Below are 19229 nucleotides of genomic sequence, written 5' to 3'. Positions count from 1 at the left end.
TATTATTATTAGTCCACTTTTTTATTTTCTTGTTTAATATCGTATTCTACAAAATCTCCGGCATTTACAACCGTCCATTTATCAAACATTTTAAAATATTTCTTTATAACTTTATTTATATCATTAACCGTTAGTTTAGTAATCTTATCTTCAACACCTTTTTGAAACATCATATCTCTGTCATAGTAAAGGTTATTGTTTATTAGACCAGACAATTCGTTATCTTTTGCTCTGGATACCATTTTTCCCTGCACCCAACTGGTCACAGCAACTTGTAATTCTTCTTCTGTAATACCTTCATTAATAAAGCGTTCAATCTCTTCGCTAAACCCTCTTTGTACTTTAGCTGCATTCTCAGGGGCATAAATAGCATAAACTACTATAGATGACTTTTTACCTTTTTCATTAGCATCAACATTCACATAGCCTCCGGCACCGTAACTCACACCATCTTTTTGACGTAGTCTTGTAGTAATTCTCGAACTTAAAACACCACCACCAAAAATGGAACTGGCTATTTGAAGCGCTGCATAATCTTCATCCACCTGGCTTCCTTCAAAAGATATAGCTCCTATACTAATAGCATTCTTCTTGTCCGGTGTTTTTATACTTTTATTAGTTTTATTATTTAGTTTATATGGATCTAAAATTGACTCATAAGGTTTGTTATTTTTAAAATCAGCAAACTCCTTTTCAAAATAATCTTTTAAGCCTTGCTCATCAATGTTACCTATAGCAATAAGCGTAGCGCTATCTGAAATCCCGTAAAATTTATTGTAATAATTTTGAATAGCTTCAATAGTTACTGCATTAATATCTTCTATATCTTCTTCAATGGTGGGTGTATATAACGGGTGTCCTTTTTTATAGTTTTGATTAAGTAACCTCAACTCTTTACTGGCTAAAAATTGAGGCTCTGTTTTATTTCTTTCAATTCCAGCCAATGCCTGAGTTTTAAGCTTATCCAATTCTGCACTATCAAACTTGGGGTTTTTAAGCATATCTGTCATTAGTGCCAATGCTTCCATGAGATGCTCTTCAGTAGTATTAATATTAGCTGTTACCTTACCATTTGAACCTCTAAAACTTATTGAAGACTTTATGGTACTTAACTTATCTTCAATATCTTGTCTGGAATGATTAACTGTGCCTTTATTTAACATCCTGCCCGTATAACTGGCAATCTTTCCTTTATTCATAAAATCATTCACATTTCCGTTTCTAAATGTAAACGACAACGTTACTGTTTTGCCGCGATTATCTTTCTTGATAAAACCATACTCTATTGGTGTTTTTTTGAGTTCCCCTGAGTTTAATCTGTTTTGAATATTATCATAAGAAACATCAAAGGCCTCGCCTGCACCATATCCTTCTTTTCCTTTGTAATTAGTAACTAAGGCTTCGAGACCTTCAGTATGTTCAATGTCCACACGTATAGGTGTTTTTGTTGGCAAAAAACTACCAATAGTCCTGTTTGTATTAATCATATAGCGTTGTACAGCTGTATTTACTTTTTCAGCTGTTATATTTTCAATCCTGTCTCTATGAATGAATGCCAATCTCCAATCTCCCGCACCAATAAATTCACTCATAAAAGTTCCTAGATAAGCTGAGTTTCTACTAATTTGATCATACTGCTTCAATAAGTTTGCTTTAGCTCTATTAACTTCTTCTTCGGTAATTGGATTCTTTTTTAAACCATCTAAAATTTCTTTCAATGTTGTTTCTGCTTCACTTAATGATTTTTCTGATGGTACATCTACATTAAAATACATAAATGATGGTTCCTTTGTAAAAGGAGAAAATGACCAAACACCGGATGCTTTTTTCCCATCAATCAAAGCCTTATATAAACGGCCTGAAGGCTGGTCTGTTAATACTTCTTCTGCCACAGCTAAAGCTGAATAATCTTCATGTGAACCCGCAGGAGTATGATATAGTGCCGAAACAATTTGCAGATCTCCCACTCTGCTTAGGTCAACTCTTTTTTCACCATCTTGAGCCGGTTCAATAGTTGGCACATTTCTTAATGGCTCATCCGGATTTTTAAGATCTTTGAACTTTTTTTCAATAAGTGCTAATGTCTTTTCTGGATCAAATTTTCCAGTAATCATTAATACGGCATTATCCGGACGATAATATTTTTTATAAAATGCCTGTAAATTTTTTATCGGCACACGCTCTATATCTGAACGATTTCCTATAGTGGAATTTCCATAATTATGCCATAAAAAAGCAGAGCTAATAACTTTTTGCATTAATACTCTTGACGGTGAGTTTTCTCCACTTTCAAATTCATTTCTAACCACTGAGAACTCAGATTCCAGATCTTTTTTAGCCACATATGAATTAAGCATTCTGTCAGCCTCCAGGTCTAAAGCCCATTCTAAATTCTCATCATTGGCATTAAAGGCTTCATAATAGTTTGTTCTGTCATACCATGTTGTTCCATTGGGCCTTGCTCCTCTAGCCGTTAACTCTTTGGGGATATCCGGATGATTTGGAGTACCTTTAAATAACATATGCTCCAATAAATGAGCCATTCCCTTTTCACCATATCCCTCATGACGGGATCCCACAAGGTAAGTTATATTTACGGTTATGGTTTGGGATGAATTATCCTGAAACAATAGTACTTTCATACCGTTATCAAGGGTATACTCTGAAATCCCCTCTACACTCGCCGTTTGTTTTATTTGGGCTTCAATAGAAAAAGAAATAAAAACCAACACTACAGTGCACAAGGACATTTTTAAAAGGTGATAATAGTTTTTCATGATTAATGAGTTTGTGTTTCTTGTAAAAATAGCCTATCATTGAGGAAGCATATGTTAAATTTGTACTAAATTTCATTAATTTTCCTTTGTTTTCCTTACTTAGATTGATGTTAACAATTTCGATTTTTATTCCTAATAATTAATTGTATTTTTGGCTCTAATAAAACCAAATCAATTCATGGGTAAAATCATCGCAATTGCTAATCAAAAAGGTGGTGTTGGTAAGACAACAACATCAATAAACTTGGCAGCCTCATTAGGTGTTCTAGAAAAGAAAGTATTATTAATAGATGCTGACCCTCAAGCAAATGCAACTTCCGGAATTGGAATCGATGTTGAATCTGTTGAAATAGGCACCTACCAGTTACTTGAGCATTCTAACATAGCTAAAGATGCTATTATAAAAACAGAAACACCAAATCTGGATATTATTCCGGCGCATATTGATTTAGTGGCTATTGAGATAGAACTGGTTGACAAGGATGAACGCGAGTATATGCTTAAAAAAGCATTAAAGAATATAACAGATGCATATGATTATATTTTAATTGATTGTGCACCATCTTTAGGGCTATTAACATTAAATGCTCTAACAGCAGCTGATGCCGTAATTATTCCAATACAATGTGAATATTTTGCATTAGAAGGATTAGGAAAACTTTTAAACACCATAAAGAGTGTCCAAAAAATACACAACCCCGAATTAGATATTGAAGGCTTATTGTTAACTATGTATGATTCTCGTTTACGTCTGTCAAATCAGGTTGTAGAAGAAGTTCAAAAGCATTTCAACAATATGGTTTTTCAAACTATAATACAACGAAATGTACGTTTGAGTGAAGCGCCAAGTTATGGCGAAAGTATAATTAACTACGATGCAAGTAGTAAAGGCGCAAATAATTACCTAAGTTTGGCTAAAGAAATTATCAATAAAAATATTTAATTTATGGCTAAGGCAACCAAAAAACAAGCTTTAGGTAGAGGTTTATCAGCATTATTAAATGATCCAAGCAATGATATTCAATCGGCACAGGACAAAAATGCTGATAAAGTTATTGGTAATATTGCTGAATTAGATTTAGGTTTCATTGAGGTTAACCCCTTTCAACCCCGTACTAATTTTAGTGAAGAGTCTCTTAAAGAATTAGCGTCTTCAATTAAAGAGTTAGGGATTATTCAGCCTATAACGGTTAGAAAATTAGGGCTAAACAAATATCAATTAGTTTCTGGTGAGCGTCGTTTTAGAGCATCAAAACTACTGGGTTTAGAGACCATTCCTGCCTATGTAAGAATTACCAATGACCAGGAATCTTTAGAAATGGCATTGGTTGAGAATATTCAACGTCAGGACTTAGACCCTATTGAAATTGCATTGTCTTATCAACGTTTAATTGATGAGATTAATTTAACCCAAGAGCAAATGAGCGAACGTGTAGGAAAAAAACGTTCAACCATTGCTAATTATTTACGGTTATTAAAACTAGATCCTATCATCCAAACTGGTATGCGTGATGGGTTCATTTCCATGGGGCATGGACGTGCTTTAATTACCATTGAAGATCAAACGGTTCAGTTGGATATTTATGAAAAAATACTTTCCAACAAACTATCTGTTAGAGAGACTGAAAATCTAGTTCGTAATTTTAACACTACAGATACGCATCAGCCTACCTCTAAAAAATCTGAAAATGATGATATGCCCAAATTTGTTAAAAAAGGCATTGCTGCATTTTCAGAATACTTTGGACATAAAATAGACGTTAAAGTCTCTAAGAATGGAAAAGGAAAAATAACCATTCCTTTTCATTCTGAAGAAGATTTTAATCGTATTAAAAAATTAGTTCAAGGTGATTCTAAATAAAATCATAACAACTTCTACCTTTTTCATTATTTGTTGTTTTTCTTTGGTTGCTCAGGATAACGACAAAAAAGTTGAAAAAATTTCCACTGTTATTGCTACTGATTCTATTGTAGAAATCAGGAAACCCATAAACCCGCTTTCACCGGCAAAGGCAGCTTTCTACTCAGCTATTTTACCCGGTTTAGGACAGGCTTACAACAAAAAGTATTGGAAAATCCCTATAGTTTGGGGAGCCATTGGAACGGGGGTCTATTTTTATATAAATAACACTAAAGAATACAACAGATATAGAGATGCTTATAAAAGCAGATTGGCAGGATATAAAACAGATGAATTTTATTTTGACCCTGACGGCCAACCATTAACCAACCCCAGAGTAACGACTGAAGGTTTGGAACGCGGACAAAAGTTTTACAGGCGAAATAGAGAAATATCGCTTTTAGTTACTATGGGATTATACGCCTTAAACATTATTGATGCCAATGTTGATGCACATTTAATGCAATATAATGTAGATGAAAACTTATCTTTGGCTCCACATTATAAGATTAATGAGTTTGATGCCTCCGGCAATATTGGATTAACTTTAAATTTTAAATTTTAATATGAACATAGCATTATTAGGATACGGAAAAATGGGAAAAACCATAGAACAGATAGCCATAAAACGTGGCCATAATGTGGTTTTAACTATTGATAAAGATGATAAAGATTACGATATTACCAAGGCCGATGTTGCTATTGATTTTAGTATCCCCACAGTAGCCTTTAATAATATTTCAAATTGCCTGAATAACAATGTTCCTGTCATTTCGGGTACCACAGGTTGGCTGGATAAATATGACGAAGCCATTGCTTTATGTAAAGAAAAAAACGGTGCTTTTATTTATGCTTCTAATTATAGCTTAGGTGTTAATATTTTCTTTGAACTGAACAAAACACTTGCAAAAATGATGAGTGCACTTAAGCAGTACAATGTTTCAATGGAAGAAATTCACCATACACAAAAATTGGATGCGCCTAGTGGAACAGCTATTTCTCTGGCAAATGATATTATTACCCAACATCAAAACTATGACAATTGGAAATTAGATGAGGGGAGCAACAGTACTATTCCTATTGTAGCCAAACGTATTAAAGATGTACCAGGCACCCACACCGTAGATTATGAAAGTGAAGTAGATACCATTACTATTGAACATGTAGCTCATAACAGGCAAGGTTTTGCTTTAGGTGCCGTAGTGGCTGCAGAATGGATAGCAGATAAAGAAGGGGTATTTACTATGAATGATGTGTTAAATATTGGTTAACACACTATAATTGTGTAACATAACAAATACCTTTAGCCACTAATAAAAAATTAAAAAAGTTTTAGATTATGACATTGATACAATGGTTTTTTTTCATTTTGATTATTCAAGTGATTCATGGTTTAGGTACCTGGAAGCTATATATAAAAGCGGGTAGACAAGCCTGGGAGGCGTTCATCCCGGTATACAATGGTATAATTTTAATGAAAATTATTAATAGGCCATGGTGGTGGATCATTTTATTATTTCTTCCAATTGTTAATCTCATTATGTTTCCTGTGGTATGGGTTGAAACGGCAAGAAGCTTTGGTAAAAACATGCCTGTAGACACCATATTGGCTGTAGTTACACTGGGATTATACAACTACTACCTTAATTATATGGCCAATGATATAGCGTATATAGAAGACAGAAGCTTACAACCCAGAACATCCGGAGGCGATTGGTTGAGTTCTATTTTGTTTGCCATAGTTGCCGCTACCATAGTACACACATACTTTATGCAGCCTTTTACTATTCCTTCATCTTCTTTAGAAAAGTCATTATTGGTAGGCGATTTTCTTTTTGTAAGCAAATTTCATTACGGCGCAAGGGTGCCTATGACCCCTATTGCTGCCCCTATGGTACACGATACTATTCCAAAATTAGGAGCAAAATCTTATTTGTTTGATGACAATTTTGATAAACGAGAAACCTCATGGAAAAATAAATTGCAATTACCTTATTTAAGGTTTCCTGGTTTTGAGAACATAGAGCGTAATGATATTGTGGTTTTTAATCAACCTGCAGATACCCTGTTGGATATGAATAATTTCCGCCCGGATAGAAATTATTACAAACCCATTGACAAGAAAACCAACCTGGTAAAACGTTGCGTTGGTATTGCCGGTGATACTTTAGAAGTTAGAGATGGCTTTGTATATATTAATGGTAAGAAAAATGAATTACCAGATAGAGCGCATTTGCAGTTTAGTTATTACGTGCAACCAAAAACCAATCAATTCAGCCCTAAGTTTTTAAAGGATCGCTATGATATTACCGATAACTTTTTGATCATAAATAACCAAAACACCTATTATTTTTCTGCGATCTCCAAAGACGCTATAGATAAATTTAAAAATCACCCTAATGTAGGTAGTATAACTCCTAATATTCAAGAAAAAGGCGTAAGAGATCCAAACACTTTTCCACATCACCCGGATTACAATTGGAATGTTGATTTTTTTGGCCCCTTATATATTCCTGAAAAAGGGAAGACCATTACAATCAATTTAGAAAACTTGCCATTATATAAGCGCGTTATTACTGAATATGAGGGCAATTCATTGCAAGTAAAAGGCAATCAGGTATTGATTAACGGAGAAATTACTAATTCATACACCTTCAAACAAAATTACTATTGGATGATGGGAGATAACCGTCATAACTCCATTGATGCCAGAGCATGGGGCTTTGTGCCTTTTAATCATGTGGTTGGTAAACCTGTGTTTATTTGGATGAGTTGGGATGGTCTTAAAAACCCAAGGTGGGAGCGTTTTTTCACTACGGTTAGCGGAAGTGGAAAAGCAACTTCTTTTTTCATTCCGTTTTTGATTTTAGTTTTTGGATGGATCGGATTTAACAAGTGGAGAGCCAGAAAGAAAAGCGCTTAATTTGTTTTAAATATTATTAATAAGCTGAATGCGTTACAAAACCATATAATCAAAAAAATAAACGCATCCACCAATGAACATAATAATACATCCCACATATTTTCCTAACATTACCCATTTTGTAGCTATGGCCCATGCTAAAAATGTTGTTTTTGAAACTGATGACAACTTTTTAAAGCAAACCTATAGAAACCGATGCTATATTTATGGTGCCAATGGGAAACTGGGGTTAAACATCCCGGTAATTCATTCGCAAAAAAACCGTCAAAAATATAAAGACGTAAAAATTTTTAATGAAGATAACTGGCAAAGTATTCATTGGAAATCATTATTATCGGCATATAGAACCTCTCCGTTTTTTGAATACTATGAAGATGAACTTCAACCTTTATTTACTGAAAAGGCAACATATCTTTTAGACCATAATTTCAATTGTTTTGAAGTTATATGTGATTGCCTGCAACTGGAGTTAAGTACTTCAAAATCTAAAACGTATCAAAAGTCAGTAGATGATAAAGCAGACTTAAGGCATCTGGTCAATGCTAAGAAAGAGGCTTCTCAAAATTTTGACGACTATACTCAGGTATTTAGTGACAAACATGGGTTTATTCCTAATCTTAGTATTTTAGATTTACTGTTTAATGAAGGGCCTAATGCCCTGAATTATCTAGAATCCCAAACCTTAACTAGCTTATAATGCTTCAAACAGTAGTCCATTATGGATGTCATTTATTGATTCCGCTATTTATAGCTTTAGTTTGGTATAAGTCAAATTGGAAAATAGCTTTTCTAATTATGTTTTCCGGCATGTGGATTGATATTGACCATTTACTGGCTACCCCAGTATTTGACCCTAACAGATGCAGTATTAATTTTCACCCATTACACACCTATTATGCCTTAGCTGTATATATTATACTTGCCTTATTTAAAAAAACACGGTTGATTGGATTGGGTTTAGTCATTCATTTAGTAGCTGATACTATAGATTGTTTATTCATGTAACTCCTACTTGTCTAAACTCAAGGTAGCCATGACCGGAAAATGGTCTGAATACTGCTCATTATAACTTTTAAACCCGTTAACAGCAAAAGCTTCATCAGATAATATAAAATCAATACGAACAGGAAAAAACTTAAAATTATAACTGCGTCCGAATCCGTTTCCAGCCTTCTTAAATGTATCATTTAAGTCACCTTTTATCTTCCTGTATACATATGAAAAAGCAGTATTGTTAAAATCACCACAAATTACCATCTTATGATTACAAGTATTTTTATGTTTTAAAAACAAGTCTGCCTGTAATTGCTGCATTTTAAACGTATTGCTTATCCGGTTAAAAAGTCTTTCTGAATCTTCTTTTTTGAGGGTTTCAACTTTAGCATCAATTCGCATAGATTCCAAATGAATATTGTATACTCTAATGGTATCTCCCTCCTTTACAACATCAGCAAAAATAGCATTGTTTGATGTATCAGGGAACTCTATAGACCCGGAATTTACAATAGGAAATTTAGAAAATATGGCTTGTCCATACTTGGTTTTCTTTCCTGATAGCTTTTCATATTTATATTTAAAAAATGACAGGTCTACATTTTTATGCGGGTGGTATTCCTGAATACTTAAAATATCAGGGGATTCTTTCTTTATAAACTCCACAATCTTTAATTCAGTATCCTTTTCGGGAATCCAGTCATATAAATCAAAAAGCCTCACATTATAATTCATAATTTTAATGTTTTGAGGATTTTCAATCTTCTTTGATGGTGAAAATCTATATAAGGAACCGAATGAAAAATAACCGATACTCAACACAACCAAAGAAAGCATGAATTGCTTCTTCAAGCCAACTAACCAATACAAAAAAAACAATACGTTAAGTATAATTAAGCATGACACTCCTAAATTAACCACAGCTAAAATTGAAAATGTTTTAGGTGGCAGGAAAGGAAGTATATAGGACAATAATAATACTACAGCAAATACAACATTTATAAAATATATGATTTTATTTATGAAGCTTAGTTTTTTCATACCCTATTCTAATGGTAACAAAAATCATTTTCCGGCCCTAAACAAGAATTCTTTTTCTTCTGCAGTTAAGCTATCATAACCGCTTTTACTAATCTTATCTAAGATAACGTCAATTTTCTTTTGATTATTAAACTCATTAAAATCTGCTTTAGTATAGCCGCCTACTTTACTTTTATTTTTATGAACTGTTTTTAACGGCCCTTTCTTTGAAAACTTAAAAAAGCCTACAATACTATTCATAAATCGCTCAAATCCTTTCCCTATATCATTCCCTTTAGTTAGCTGCTTGGCATAAGCATATCCTAATAATGCACCTCCTAAATGCGCTAAATTTCCTCCGGCATTAACCCCAAACAGCCCTATAACATCAAGAACAACAATAGCCGCTCCTATATACCATAGTTTTAAATTAAACACCACTAACCTAATCTCCTGATTAGGCATATAAGCACATAGAAAAATCAATAAGGCTCTTACTGCTGCCGAAGCCCCAAGTAACCTTGAATAGTTACCAAATACATCAGGAAACAATGTGTAGCACAACATAAACAACAGTCCCCCGGAAATAGCTCCCATGAAATAAATGTTTAGTGCCATTTTTGAGCTAAATAAATTCAAAAACAGCTGCCCTAAGAAATAGAGCCACAGCATATTAAACAGAATATGAATAAAATCATAATGCAAAAATGCATAGGTAACAACGGTCCATGGCTTAACAATAAACTCAGAAAAATCACTGGGTAATTCCAACCAGCCTGTAACTGTTTTTAAAACAAATGACAGCAAAAAAATCACAAGATTGATCGCTATGATTTTTTCTAACACATTAAGGTTAGATAGTTTTTGTTTGATATCTTGAGAGAGTGAGGTCATTAATACCAACGATTTCTGTTAAACTGATTTTTTTTCCAATACCACATAATAAAAAAGCCTGTTAATGCTCCACCTACGTGAGCCATATAAGCGGTATTGCTAGGACTAAAAAACGATTGCCCGGTTAAACCTGAAATTAAATCTAAAATAATGATTCCAGGAATAAAGTATTTAGCTTTTATAGGTATTGGTAAAAATATGAGCATTAATTCTGCATTTGGATTCATCATACCAAAGGCTGCTAAAACCCCCATGATACAACCGGAAGCTCCAACCATGGTATTTCTTGCTAACACATTCATTTCAAAAAAGGATTTAAAGTTGGTTTCATTAATTAAACCGGCATCAAAACCATATTGGCTTAAAATCGGCCCCATTTCCCTACTTAATATTTCGCCTTTTATATACTGACCATCACTGGCATCAATTGATATTATTTTACTCAATAATTCACTATCCATATTCAAACTGGCAATTCCTTGATAAGCACTATAAAAATCAAAATAATAGTATCCTACTTGTAATAATACGGCGCCCAAGCCTGCTGAAATATAAAGGAATAAAAAACGTTTTGAACCTAAAGCTTGTTCCACAGGAGTACCAAACATCCAAAGTGCAAACATGTTAAATAAAATATGCATCCCTCCGCCATGCATAAACATATGGGTTATAATTTGCCAAGGTTGAAAAGCTGTACTTTTAGGAAAATGCATAGCAAACCAATCATAAAACAAAACACCTTGCCCTACCGTTAGTGTACCAATAAACATAATCACATTAATGATTAATAAATGTTTAACGGTTTCTGAAATCCTTATCATATTTTATATAAACTTTTTATCTAATTCATCAACACTCATGGTAATAAATGTTGTTCTATTAGTAGGCGATACGTTAGGTTCTTTACAGGCAAACAGTTTATTTACCAAATGCTCTTGTTCATCTTTTTTTAATGCTTGTCCGGTTTTAATAGCCAAACTTTTGGCCATGGATTTGGCCAGCAAATCGGTTGCACTAAAATGACTGTCAGGCACTTCATTTTCAACATCGCTTATCAATTGCTCTAATATTATTGATACTTCACTTTCAGGTACGCCTACCGGAACACCTGTAATTTCCACTAACTCTTCCTCTATATTTGAAAACACAAAGCCTGTATGTTCTAAATCTGCTTTAAGCTGATTTACAATAACAATATCTTGTGATGAAAAATGAAGCTGAAGCGGGAACAACAGTTGTTGACTTACCCCCTCTTTAGTGGTCATATTTTTTAAAAACTCTTCATATAGAACACGTTGATGTGCCCTATGCTGATCTATTAATAACATGCCGGACTTAATTGTACTCACTATATACTTACCATGAAGTTGATAAGTGGTATTTGACTGTTCAACCTGTTGGTCTTCATTAAAAATTGAAGCTGTTCCTTCCTCGCTTTCAAATTGAACTTCACTTAAGTCCTGTTGTGCTTCATTCCCTTTAGACTCCACACCAACATATAAACTTTCCCAACTTGTAGTTGGTTCTTTTTTATATGAAGTAGAGGTTGTACCGGGTCTACGTTCTTCTTGAAACGGGTTGAAACTTCTGTCTACTTCAACTTTTGGCATACTTGCCTGATTGCCCTTATAATCATAAGGTGTATCTAAATTAGGATTTCGTTCAAAATCAAGAACAGGAGCTATATTAAACTGTCCTAAGCTATGTTTCACTGCCGAACGCAATATAGCATAAAGCGTGTGCTCATCATCAAACTTAATCTCTGTTTTAGTAGGATGTATATTAATATCAATAGTTTGCGGATCTACCGTTAGGTTTAAGAAATAACTGGCGTGCGTACCATTTTTTAATAAACCATCAAATGCAGAAGCAATGGCATGATTTAAATAGGCGCTTTTAATAAAGCGATTATTTACAAAAAAATACTGCTCACCCCTGGTCTTTTTTGCAAACTCAGGCTTTCCAACAAAACCTGAAATTTTAAGAACTTCAGTATCCTCTTCAACTGGCACTAACTTTTCATTAGTTTTATTTCCAAAAATATTAACAATACGCTGCCTATAATTACTCACAGGCAAATTAAAGGCTTCACTACCATTATTATACATAGTAAAAGCAATACCCGGATGTGCTAAAGCTACCCTGTGGAATTCATCAATAACATGACGTAACTCTACAGTATCAGATTTTAAAAAGTTTCGTCTTGCAGGTATGTTAAAAAAGAGGTTTTTTACAGCAACTGAAGTTCCTGTTGGAGCCACTACAACATCTTGTGAAACCACATGACTTCCTTCAATAAGAATTGCATTACCAATATCATCACAATGCAATCTGGTTTTTAACTCAACATGGGCAATAGCCGCAATACTGGCTAAAGCTTCTCCCCTAAATCCTTTGGTGTGTAACTGAAATAAATCTTCAGCATTTTTTATTTTTGAAGTAGCATGACGCTCAAAACTCAATCTGGCGTCTGTATGACTCATCCCTTTTCCGTTGTCAATAACCTGGACAAGTGTTTTTCCTGCGTCTTTTATAATGAGTTTTATAGAATCTGCATCTGCATCAATAGCATTTTCAAGAAGTTCTTTAACTACAGAAGCCGGACGTTGTACAACTTCTCCGGCGGCAATTTGATTTGCAACATGATCAGGTAAAAGCTGTATGATGTCTGCCATATATTATTTAGAAAAGAAAATAGATAAATCGAAATCAATAATAAACAAAAATATCAAAACAAGAATAGCTATAATAATTAAAATACGCCTATTTACTTCTCTGTCCGGGTTATTTTTAAAATCATCCCAAGCATCATTAAATTTGCCTTTCAGCCCTTTGTTTGCTCCAACTGTTTTACGGTATTCATCAAACTTATGTTTTATTTCAAAAGGACTCCCCTCTGCTCCTTTATTATCATAATAGCGTGGTGTATAACTGAACTTCTTATTTTTGCGTGTTTTTAATAGTCCCATGACTTTTAGTTTTTTTGATTACATGTATTTCTTTTCTAATACATACATACAAATCAATAATAATACCAAAATAAAAATTAAAATCTTCAAAGACATAGCGCCTCTGATTTTTGTTTTATTGCCATTAGCTTTTCGCCACTTAGACACAAAATCTTTGGTATCAGAATTGTTGTTTAAACTAGAATCTGCTTGATTCTCTTTTGAAAATCTGGGCTGGTAATTGAAGGTTCTATGCTTACGTTGTTTAAACAAAATCTAGTGCTGCTTATCCTTCAAAAGTACTTAAAAATAAAGAGAAATGAGGAGTTGGAATGCTAAAAATTGTTAACAATAAGCTTATAGTAAGCTTAAAATATAAAATTCCAAATCCCAATGTAATCTAAATGAGATTACAACCAGGAACTTGAGTTTTAGGAGTTGAAAATTTACTTTTAACTGTTTCTACGAAGTTCTGCCATTTTAATAGCTGCTATCGCTGCTTCTGTGCCTTTGTTCCCATGCTTTCCCCCAGATCGGTCTACAGCCTGTTGCAAATTATTATCAGTAAGTACACAGAAAATCACAGGGGTTTCTCGCATAACATTCAAATCTTTTATACCCTGTGCCACACCTTCACATACAAAATCAAAATGTTTGGTTTCTCCTTTAATTACGCTTCCAATCGCTATTACAGCATTTACCATTTGCTCTTGCATTTTCTTGCTCCCATAAATAAGCTCAAAACTTCCCGGAACATTCCAACGAACAATATTATCCGGCAATACACCATTATCAATCAGAGCATCATAAGCTCCTTTATACAAGCCTTCAGTGACGGTATCATTCCATTCAGAAACAACAATCCCAAACCGAAATTTACTCGCGTTTGGGATTGTAGATTTATCATAATCTGATAAGTTTTTATTTTCAGTAGCCATATTATTTGTTTGCCATTACCTGAGCTTTTCCTATATATACTTCAACTTTAGAAGCCTCAGTTGAATTGGAATAATTATCCTTTATTCTTTTAAAATATGCTAATGCTTTATCTGCCTGACCTAAATCCAATGCAATGGCTCCGGCTTTAAATAAATACATAGGCGTTGTATATTCATTGTCACGCATTTCTGCAGCTTCTTCATAATACCCCAATGCATCTTCTGGTTGATTTAACTGCACAAACGCATCTCCAATATTCCCTTTTGCTAAAGGTGCTAAAATTTCATCATTACTTTTAAAGTTACTTAAATGTTCTACGGCATTTTTGTAATCTTTTAATCTAAGATAAGCTGTCCCGGCATAATAACTGGCTAAATTAGCTGATGCAGTTCCACTGTACTCCTCAATAATATCAAGCATTCCAAATTTACCTTCTCCTCCATTTAATGCTAAATTATACAACGAGTCTTTCTCAGTAGCAACACCTGTAACCGCTTCGTCAAAATATTTTTGTGCCTGAAACATATCGTTCATTGCTGCCGCTTGTTTTGGTTGAGCAATAAACTCTTTATATCCTAAAGACCCCAAAACTATAACAGCAACCAAACCAATGATAATGAAAATATATTTTTGATTCTTTGCTACAAAATCTTCTGTTTTTGAAGCTGTTTCGTCTAGTGTATTAAAAACTTCAGCAGTAGTTGAGCCTTCTTCAATATTCTGTTTTTTCTCTACTTTTGTCTTTGGTTTATAACCTCTCTTATTATAAGTTGCCATGTATTCTTCTATATGATTTGGTTTAGAGCAAATTGTCTAAACACATTTTATTAATGTGGCGCAAAAATATAATTTTTCTTCATAACTAAAAGGGTATTTATTTGATATTTTTCGATAATTTGCACTTCTTTTAAGCGTATACACGTATAATTGCATCCAAAGTTGCTCTTTTATGATTTTAAAATCACTTTCTTTACTCAATTATAAAAATTTTGAAAGTAAATCATTCATTTTCAATGAAAAGATAAATTGTATTGTTGGAAACAATGGTATTGGAAAAACAAATGTGCTTGATGCCATTTATCATTTATCCTTTGGAAAAAGCTACTTTAATCCGATTGCTATTCAAAACATTAAACATGGTCAGGATTTTTTTGTGATTAATGGCGATTATCACAAAGAAAACAAAACCGAAAAAGTAGTGATTAGCTTAAAACGCGGACAAAAAAAGAGCATCAAGCGTAACGGAAAAGCCTATGAGAAGTTTAGTGAACATATTGGTTTCTTGCCTCTGGTTATCATATCTCCGGCTGACAGGGATTTAATTATTGAAGGTAGCAATACCAGAAGAAAGTTTATTGACAGTGTTATTTCTCAGAGTGACAAAAACTATTTAAATCACTTAATCAATTATAATAAAGTACTAGCCCAACGTAATGCACTTTTAAAATATTTTGCTTTGAACCACACGTTTAATAATGACACCTTAGAAGTTTACAATACACAACTGGCTGAATATGGGACTTTAATTTTTAAAAAACGTGATGCTTTTTTGAAAACATTCATTCCTATTTTTAAATCGCGTTACCAGTCCATAAGTAACAACAATGAAATTGTAGATTTAATATACCACAGTGATTTATTTGAAGACAATTTAAGCACACTTTTAAAAGCATCCATAAATAAGGACAGAGCACTTCAATATACTAGTATAGGTATTCATAAAGACGATTTATATTTTAACATTGAAGAGCACCTCATTAAAAAGTTTGGGAGTCAGGGACAGCAAAAATCATTTTTAATTGCCTTGAAATTGGCTCAGTTTGATTTTATAAAAGCTCAAAGTGGCGTAAACCCTATTTTACTTTTAGATGACATTTTTGACAAGTTAGACGAACAACGTGTTGCCCAAATTATTAAATTAGTAGATAATGAAAATTTTGGACAATTATTTATAAGCGACACACACACTGAACGGACTGAAAAAGCCGTAAAACAGGCGCATCAATCTTATGAGATTTTTAAATTATAGCAATTAAAATTAATGGCAAAACGTAATAATGAGCATATCAGTATATCTGACGCACTAAAAGAATTTGTTGAAACCAACAAACTTGAAAAGGGCCTGAACAAAGTAAATGTTGCAGAGGCCTGGAGTAAGCTCATGGGTAATGGCGTAAACAACTATACAACCAGTATTCATTTGGAACGAGAAACACTATATATACAATTAAGCTCCAGTGTACTTAGAGAAGAATTGAGTTACGGCAAGCAAAAAATCATTAACATGATAAATGAAGAGCTAGGTAAAGAAATAGTTAAGAAATTGATTTTACGATAATTACATTTTTAAAATTATTATAAATAAATTAATAAAAATCAAAAACCTATGATTATTTACATTACCTTTGGGACTTAATTTTTTATAATACAAATACAATGAGTAAAGGTACCGTAAAATTCTTCAATGATTCTAAAGGTTTTGGATTTATTATTGAAGAGGACAACAACAAAGAACATTTCGTACACATTTCAGGATTAATCGATGAAATTCGTGAAGGCGATAATGTTGAATTCGATCTACAAGAAGGTAGAAAAGGATTAAACGCCGTAAACGTAAAAGTAATCTAATATATATACTTTAACAGTTACAACTAAAGGCCTATCATTTTGATAGGCTTTTTTTGTAGAATAAACTTAAAAAAATTAAAATTAAAAATCCCGCAATGCTATTGCGGGATTTTTAATATAATTTAAGTTAATTCCTTAATATTAGAATTGCTCTCTTCCAGAAAAATGAAACGCACCTTCAATAGCTGCATTTTCATCACTATCACTACCATGTACAGCATTTTCACTTATAGAGTCTGCGTACATTTTTCTAATAGTACCTTCTGCAGCTTCTGCAGGATTTGTTGCTCCAATTAAAGTTCTAAAATCTTCTACAGCATTATCCTTTTCTAAAATTGCAGCTACTATTGGTCCTCGAGTCATATATTCTACTAACTCACCAAAAAACGGACGCTCATTATGAATAGCATAAAAAGTTTCTGCATCAGCTTTAGTCATTTGAGTTAATTTCATAGCTACAATTCTAAATCCTGAGGCTGAAATTTTTTCTAATATAGCACCAATGTGTCCTTTTTCAACAGCATCTGGTTTAAGCATTGTAAATGTTCTGTTTGTCGTTGCCATTTATATAGTTTTATTTGCGTGCAAAAGTAATGTATTTAAACCAAAAAGCAACTAATCTAGTTTTAAAAAAATTGTATCTTCGCCATCTATGAACAAACAAGACATCACAGGCATTAAGCAGCTTTTATCTACTCAAAAAAAGATCGTAATTGTCCCTCACAAAAACCCTGATGGAGATGCCATTGGTTCTACCTTAGGACTGTACCATTATTTGCTAAAAGGAAACCACCAGGTGCAAGTTATAGTACCGAATGATTATCCATCATTTTTAAAATGGGTTCCTGGTAATGATACCATTTTAAAGTACGATTTACAAACTTCATCATGTGATACTCTAATAAATGATGCTGATATCATATTTACTTTAGATTTTAATGCCTTTCACAGAACCGGCAATATGGAAGATGTATTATCTAAAAGTAAGGCCTTAAAAATAATGATAGATCATCACCAAACACCTGATGATTATGCAACCTATATGTTTAGTGATGTAAATATGAGTTCAACATGCGAGATGGTGTATCATTTTATTGATATGTTAAATGACAAATCTTTAATTGATTCAAATATAGCCACTTGTTTATATCTTGGAATCATGACAGATACCGGATCATTTAGATTTCGTTCTACCACCAGTACCACGCACCGGGTTATAGCTGACCTTATAGAGAAAGGAGCCCAAAATACTTACATTCATAATCATGTTTATGATACCAATAGTTACGAACGTTTACAATTATTAGGTTGCGCTTTAAACAATCTTAAAGTAATCCCGGAGTTACGTACAGCTTACATAACACTCTCTCAGAAAGAATTAAACACATACAATTTTAAAAAAGGGGATACAGAAGGAGTTGTTAATTATGGACTTTCACTCAATGGCATTGTATTGGCAGCCATCTTCATTGAGGATAAACAAGAAGGCATTATAAAAATATCATTACGTTCTAAAGGCGACTTTTCAGTTAATGAAATGTCCAGAGCTCATTTTAACGGCGGTGGACATACTAATGCTGCCGGAGGTAAGAGTTATTCTTCATTAAACGCAACTGTTGAAAAATTTATTAGTATATTACCTAGTTATAATAAAGCCCTGAACAATGAGTAAACTACTAACCCTAACTGTAATTTTACTATTATTTAATTGTAAGGCCCCGGAAGCCAGACGTCCCGTTTCAGTAAAAACCGGATCCTTTATTGATGTATCTGTAGAGCGTAATAAAAAACTTAATGCCAAAGAATACACCACTATAGAAAACCTTTTAAAAAAAGAAGCTAAAAACTACATAGTTTCTGAGAGCGGTTTTTGGTATTACTACAATACTAAAATAGACACAGATACTTTGGAGACCCCTGATTTTGGAGATATTATAAATTATAATTACAATATCAAGACCTTAAACGGTCATTTAATCTACTCAAAAGAAGACATAAAAACACAAACTTACACCATGGATAAGGAAGAGTTATTTACTGGTTTAAGAGAGGGTTTAAAACTTATGAAAACAGGTGAAACCATTACTTTTTTGTTCCCCTCACAAAAGGCCTTCGGATATTATGGTGATGAAAATAAAATAGGAAGTAATACCCCTTTAATTTGCGAAGTAACTATTAATTCTATTATTCAAAATTAAACACATCAA

22 protein-coding genes are annotated in these 19229 nt (G+C 33.3%); 12 read left to right on the top strand and 10 right to left on the bottom strand.

Going from position 1 to position 19229, the window contains the following annotated elements; genetic code table 11:
- Positions 1–8 precede the first annotated feature (8 nt).
- Positions 9–2777: a M16 family metallopeptidase gene (locus VOI54_RS08245; RefSeq protein WP_326282250.1), complete on the bottom strand. Its 2769-nt coding sequence runs from the start codon at positions 2775–2777 to the stop codon at positions 9–11.
- A gap of 178 nt (positions 2778–2955) precedes the next feature.
- Here VOI54_RS08245 and VOI54_RS08240 point away from each other — a divergent pair, with 178 nt between their 5' ends.
- From VOI54_RS08240 to VOI54_RS08210, 7 genes are all read left to right on the top strand, one after another.
- Positions 2956–3720 carry a ParA family protein gene (locus VOI54_RS08240; RefSeq protein ID WP_326282249.1) on the top strand — a complete coding sequence of 255 codons (765 nt, stop codon included), beginning with the start codon at positions 2956–2958 and terminating at the stop codon, positions 3718–3720.
- Positions 3721–3723: 3 nt separating this feature from the next.
- Positions 3724–4638 (top strand): ParB/RepB/Spo0J family partition protein, encoded by a 915-nt coding sequence (locus VOI54_RS08235; protein ID WP_326282248.1) that lies wholly within the window; start codon positions 3724–3726, stop codon positions 4636–4638.
- Positions 4628–5242 (top strand): DUF5683 domain-containing protein, encoded by a 615-nt coding sequence (locus VOI54_RS08230; protein WP_442809379.1) that lies wholly within the window; start codon positions 4628–4630, stop codon positions 5240–5242. The genes VOI54_RS08235 and VOI54_RS08230 overlap by 11 nt, the downstream gene beginning before the upstream one ends.
- A gap of 1 nt (position 5243) precedes the next feature.
- Positions 5244–5948 (top strand): 4-hydroxy-tetrahydrodipicolinate reductase, encoded by a 705-nt coding sequence (gene dapB / locus VOI54_RS08225; protein ID WP_326282246.1) that lies wholly within the window; start codon positions 5244–5246, stop codon positions 5946–5948.
- A 68-nt stretch (positions 5949–6016) separates the two neighbouring features.
- Positions 6017–7600 carry a signal peptidase I gene (gene lepB / locus VOI54_RS08220; protein WP_326282245.1) on the top strand — a complete coding sequence of 528 codons (1584 nt, stop codon included), beginning with the start codon at positions 6017–6019 and terminating at the stop codon, positions 7598–7600.
- Positions 7601–7673: 73 nt separating this feature from the next.
- Positions 7674–8297, top strand: a complete 624-nt coding sequence (locus VOI54_RS08215; protein ID WP_326282244.1) for a WbqC family protein — start codon at positions 7674–7676, stop codon at positions 8295–8297.
- Positions 8297–8605 (top strand): DUF6122 family protein, encoded by a 309-nt coding sequence (locus VOI54_RS08210; protein WP_326282243.1) that lies wholly within the window; start codon positions 8297–8299, stop codon positions 8603–8605. Before VOI54_RS08215 ends, VOI54_RS08210 begins: the two co-directional genes overlap by 1 nt.
- A gap of 3 nt (positions 8606–8608) precedes the next feature.
- Here the strand turns inward: VOI54_RS08210 and VOI54_RS08205 are convergent, their stop codons facing one another.
- From VOI54_RS08205 to VOI54_RS08170, 8 genes are all read right to left on the bottom strand, one after another.
- On the bottom strand, positions 8609–9634 hold the full coding sequence (locus tag VOI54_RS08205; RefSeq protein WP_503619835.1) for an endonuclease/exonuclease/phosphatase family protein: 1026 nt from the start codon (positions 9632–9634) through the stop codon (positions 8609–8611).
- A 24-nt stretch (positions 9635–9658) separates the two neighbouring features.
- Positions 9659–10507, bottom strand: coding sequence for a rhomboid family intramembrane serine protease (locus VOI54_RS08200; protein ID WP_326282241.1), 849 nt, complete (start codon positions 10505–10507; stop codon positions 9659–9661).
- Complete coding sequence (locus VOI54_RS08195; RefSeq protein WP_326282240.1) at positions 10507–11328, bottom strand: rhomboid family intramembrane serine protease; 822 nt, start codon at positions 11326–11328, stop codon at positions 10507–10509. Before VOI54_RS08195 ends, VOI54_RS08200 begins: the two co-directional genes overlap by 1 nt.
- A 3-nt stretch (positions 11329–11331) precedes the next feature.
- Positions 11332–13182, bottom strand: a complete 1851-nt coding sequence (gene mutL / locus VOI54_RS08190; RefSeq protein WP_326282239.1) for a DNA mismatch repair endonuclease MutL — start codon at positions 13180–13182, stop codon at positions 11332–11334.
- Between the two features lie 3 nt (positions 13183–13185).
- Entirely contained in the window at positions 13186–13476 is a 291-nt protein-coding gene (locus tag VOI54_RS08185) for a riboflavin synthase subunit beta (protein WP_326282238.1), read from the bottom strand.
- Between the two features lie 18 nt (positions 13477–13494).
- Complete coding sequence (locus VOI54_RS08180) at positions 13495–13728, bottom strand: hypothetical protein (RefSeq protein WP_326282237.1); 234 nt, start codon at positions 13726–13728, stop codon at positions 13495–13497.
- Between the two features lie 179 nt (positions 13729–13907).
- Positions 13908–14393 (bottom strand): 6,7-dimethyl-8-ribityllumazine synthase, encoded by a 486-nt coding sequence (ribH, locus tag VOI54_RS08175; protein ID WP_326282236.1) that lies wholly within the window; start codon positions 14391–14393, stop codon positions 13908–13910.
- Position 14394: 1 nt separating this feature from the next.
- Complete coding sequence (locus VOI54_RS08170; protein ID WP_326282235.1) at positions 14395–15171, bottom strand: tetratricopeptide repeat protein; 777 nt, start codon at positions 15169–15171, stop codon at positions 14395–14397.
- Between the two features lie 172 nt (positions 15172–15343).
- Here VOI54_RS08170 and recF point away from each other — a divergent pair, with 172 nt between their 5' ends.
- From recF to VOI54_RS08155, 3 genes are all read left to right on the top strand, one after another.
- Positions 15344–16423, top strand: coding sequence for a DNA replication/repair protein RecF (gene recF, locus VOI54_RS08165; RefSeq protein ID WP_326282234.1), 1080 nt, complete (start codon positions 15344–15346; stop codon positions 16421–16423).
- A 12-nt stretch (positions 16424–16435) separates the two neighbouring features.
- Positions 16436–16732, top strand: coding sequence for a DciA family protein (locus tag VOI54_RS08160; RefSeq protein ID WP_326282233.1), 297 nt, complete (start codon positions 16436–16438; stop codon positions 16730–16732).
- 98 nt (positions 16733–16830) lie between these two features.
- Positions 16831–17022, top strand: coding sequence for a cold-shock protein (locus VOI54_RS08155; RefSeq protein ID WP_139002275.1), 192 nt, complete (start codon positions 16831–16833; stop codon positions 17020–17022).
- 141 nt (positions 17023–17163) lie between these two features.
- On the opposite strand, the gene VOI54_RS08150 is transcribed toward VOI54_RS08155, so the two are convergent.
- The gene (locus VOI54_RS08150; protein WP_326282232.1) at positions 17164–17586 is read right to left on the bottom strand and encodes a nucleoside-diphosphate kinase; all 423 of its coding nucleotides are present in this window, start codon (positions 17584–17586) and stop codon (positions 17164–17166) included.
- 88 nt (positions 17587–17674) lie between these two features.
- Here VOI54_RS08150 and VOI54_RS08145 point away from each other — a divergent pair, with 88 nt between their 5' ends.
- Together VOI54_RS08145 and gldI are read left to right on the top strand one after the other, a co-directional pair.
- Positions 17675–18694, top strand: coding sequence for a DHH family phosphoesterase (locus tag VOI54_RS08145; protein WP_326282231.1), 1020 nt, complete (start codon positions 17675–17677; stop codon positions 18692–18694).
- Positions 18687–19220: a gliding motility-associated peptidyl-prolyl isomerase GldI gene (gene gldI, locus VOI54_RS08140; protein ID WP_326282230.1), complete on the top strand. Its 534-nt coding sequence runs from the start codon at positions 18687–18689 to the stop codon at positions 19218–19220. Before VOI54_RS08145 ends, gldI begins: the two co-directional genes overlap by 8 nt.
- The last annotated feature ends 9 nt before the right edge of the window (positions 19221–19229 follow it).

Source organism: Alterotamlana spongicola (genome assembly GCF_035818475.1).
Taxonomy (GTDB): Bacteria; Bacteroidota; Bacteroidia; order Flavobacteriales; family Flavobacteriaceae; genus Cognatitamlana.
Note: the sequence above shows the minus strand (reverse complement) of the source record. Positions and strands in the feature narration are given on the sequence as shown.

What these genes read in the sequence shown, in the direction of transcription:
- recF (WP_326282234.1), top strand. Translation starts at nt 15,344, where the DNA reads ATGATTTTAAAATCACTTTCTTTACTCAATTATAAAAATTTTGAAAGT.
- VOI54_RS08170 (WP_326282235.1), bottom strand. Translation starts at nt 15,171, where the DNA reads ATGGCAACTTATAATAAGAGAGGTTATAAACCAAAGACAAAAGTAGAG.
- mutL (WP_326282239.1), bottom strand. Translation starts at nt 13,182, where the DNA reads ATGGCAGACATCATACAGCTTTTACCTGATCATGTTGCAAATCAAATT.
- VOI54_RS08215 (WP_326282244.1), top strand. Translation starts at nt 7,674, where the DNA reads ATGAACATAATAATACATCCCACATATTTTCCTAACATTACCCATTTT.
- VOI54_RS08245 (WP_326282250.1), bottom strand. Translation starts at nt 2,777, where the DNA reads ATGAAAAACTATTATCACCTTTTAAAAATGTCCTTGTGCACTGTAGTG.
- VOI54_RS08150 (WP_326282232.1), bottom strand. Translation starts at nt 17,586, where the DNA reads ATGGCAACGACAAACAGAACATTTACAATGCTTAAACCAGATGCTGTT.
- VOI54_RS08205 (WP_503619835.1), bottom strand. Translation starts at nt 9,634, where the DNA reads ATGAAAAAACTAAGCTTCATAAATAAAATCATATATTTTATAAATGTT.
- VOI54_RS08155 (WP_139002275.1), top strand. Translation starts at nt 16,831, where the DNA reads ATGAGTAAAGGTACCGTAAAATTCTTCAATGATTCTAAAGGTTTTGGA.
- lepB (WP_326282245.1), top strand. Translation starts at nt 6,017, where the DNA reads ATGACATTGATACAATGGTTTTTTTTCATTTTGATTATTCAAGTGATT.
- dapB (WP_326282246.1), top strand. Translation starts at nt 5,244, where the DNA reads ATGAACATAGCATTATTAGGATACGGAAAAATGGGAAAAACCATAGAA.
- VOI54_RS08185 (WP_326282238.1), bottom strand. Translation starts at nt 13,476, where the DNA reads ATGGGACTATTAAAAACACGCAAAAATAAGAAGTTCAGTTATACACCA.
- VOI54_RS08235 (WP_326282248.1), top strand. Translation starts at nt 3,724, where the DNA reads ATGGCTAAGGCAACCAAAAAACAAGCTTTAGGTAGAGGTTTATCAGCA.
- gldI (WP_326282230.1), top strand. Translation starts at nt 18,687, where the DNA reads ATGAGTAAACTACTAACCCTAACTGTAATTTTACTATTATTTAATTGT.
- ribH (WP_326282236.1), bottom strand. Translation starts at nt 14,393, where the DNA reads ATGGCTACTGAAAATAAAAACTTATCAGATTATGATAAATCTACAATC.
- VOI54_RS08210 (WP_326282243.1), top strand. Translation starts at nt 8,297, where the DNA reads ATGCTTCAAACAGTAGTCCATTATGGATGTCATTTATTGATTCCGCTA.
- VOI54_RS08240 (WP_326282249.1), top strand. Translation starts at nt 2,956, where the DNA reads ATGGGTAAAATCATCGCAATTGCTAATCAAAAAGGTGGTGTTGGTAAG.
- VOI54_RS08160 (WP_326282233.1), top strand. Translation starts at nt 16,436, where the DNA reads ATGGCAAAACGTAATAATGAGCATATCAGTATATCTGACGCACTAAAA.
- VOI54_RS08195 (WP_326282240.1), bottom strand. Translation starts at nt 11,328, where the DNA reads ATGATAAGGATTTCAGAAACCGTTAAACATTTATTAATCATTAATGTG.
- VOI54_RS08145 (WP_326282231.1), top strand. Translation starts at nt 17,675, where the DNA reads ATGAACAAACAAGACATCACAGGCATTAAGCAGCTTTTATCTACTCAA.
- VOI54_RS08200 (WP_326282241.1), bottom strand. Translation starts at nt 10,507, where the DNA reads ATGACCTCACTCTCTCAAGATATCAAACAAAAACTATCTAACCTTAAT.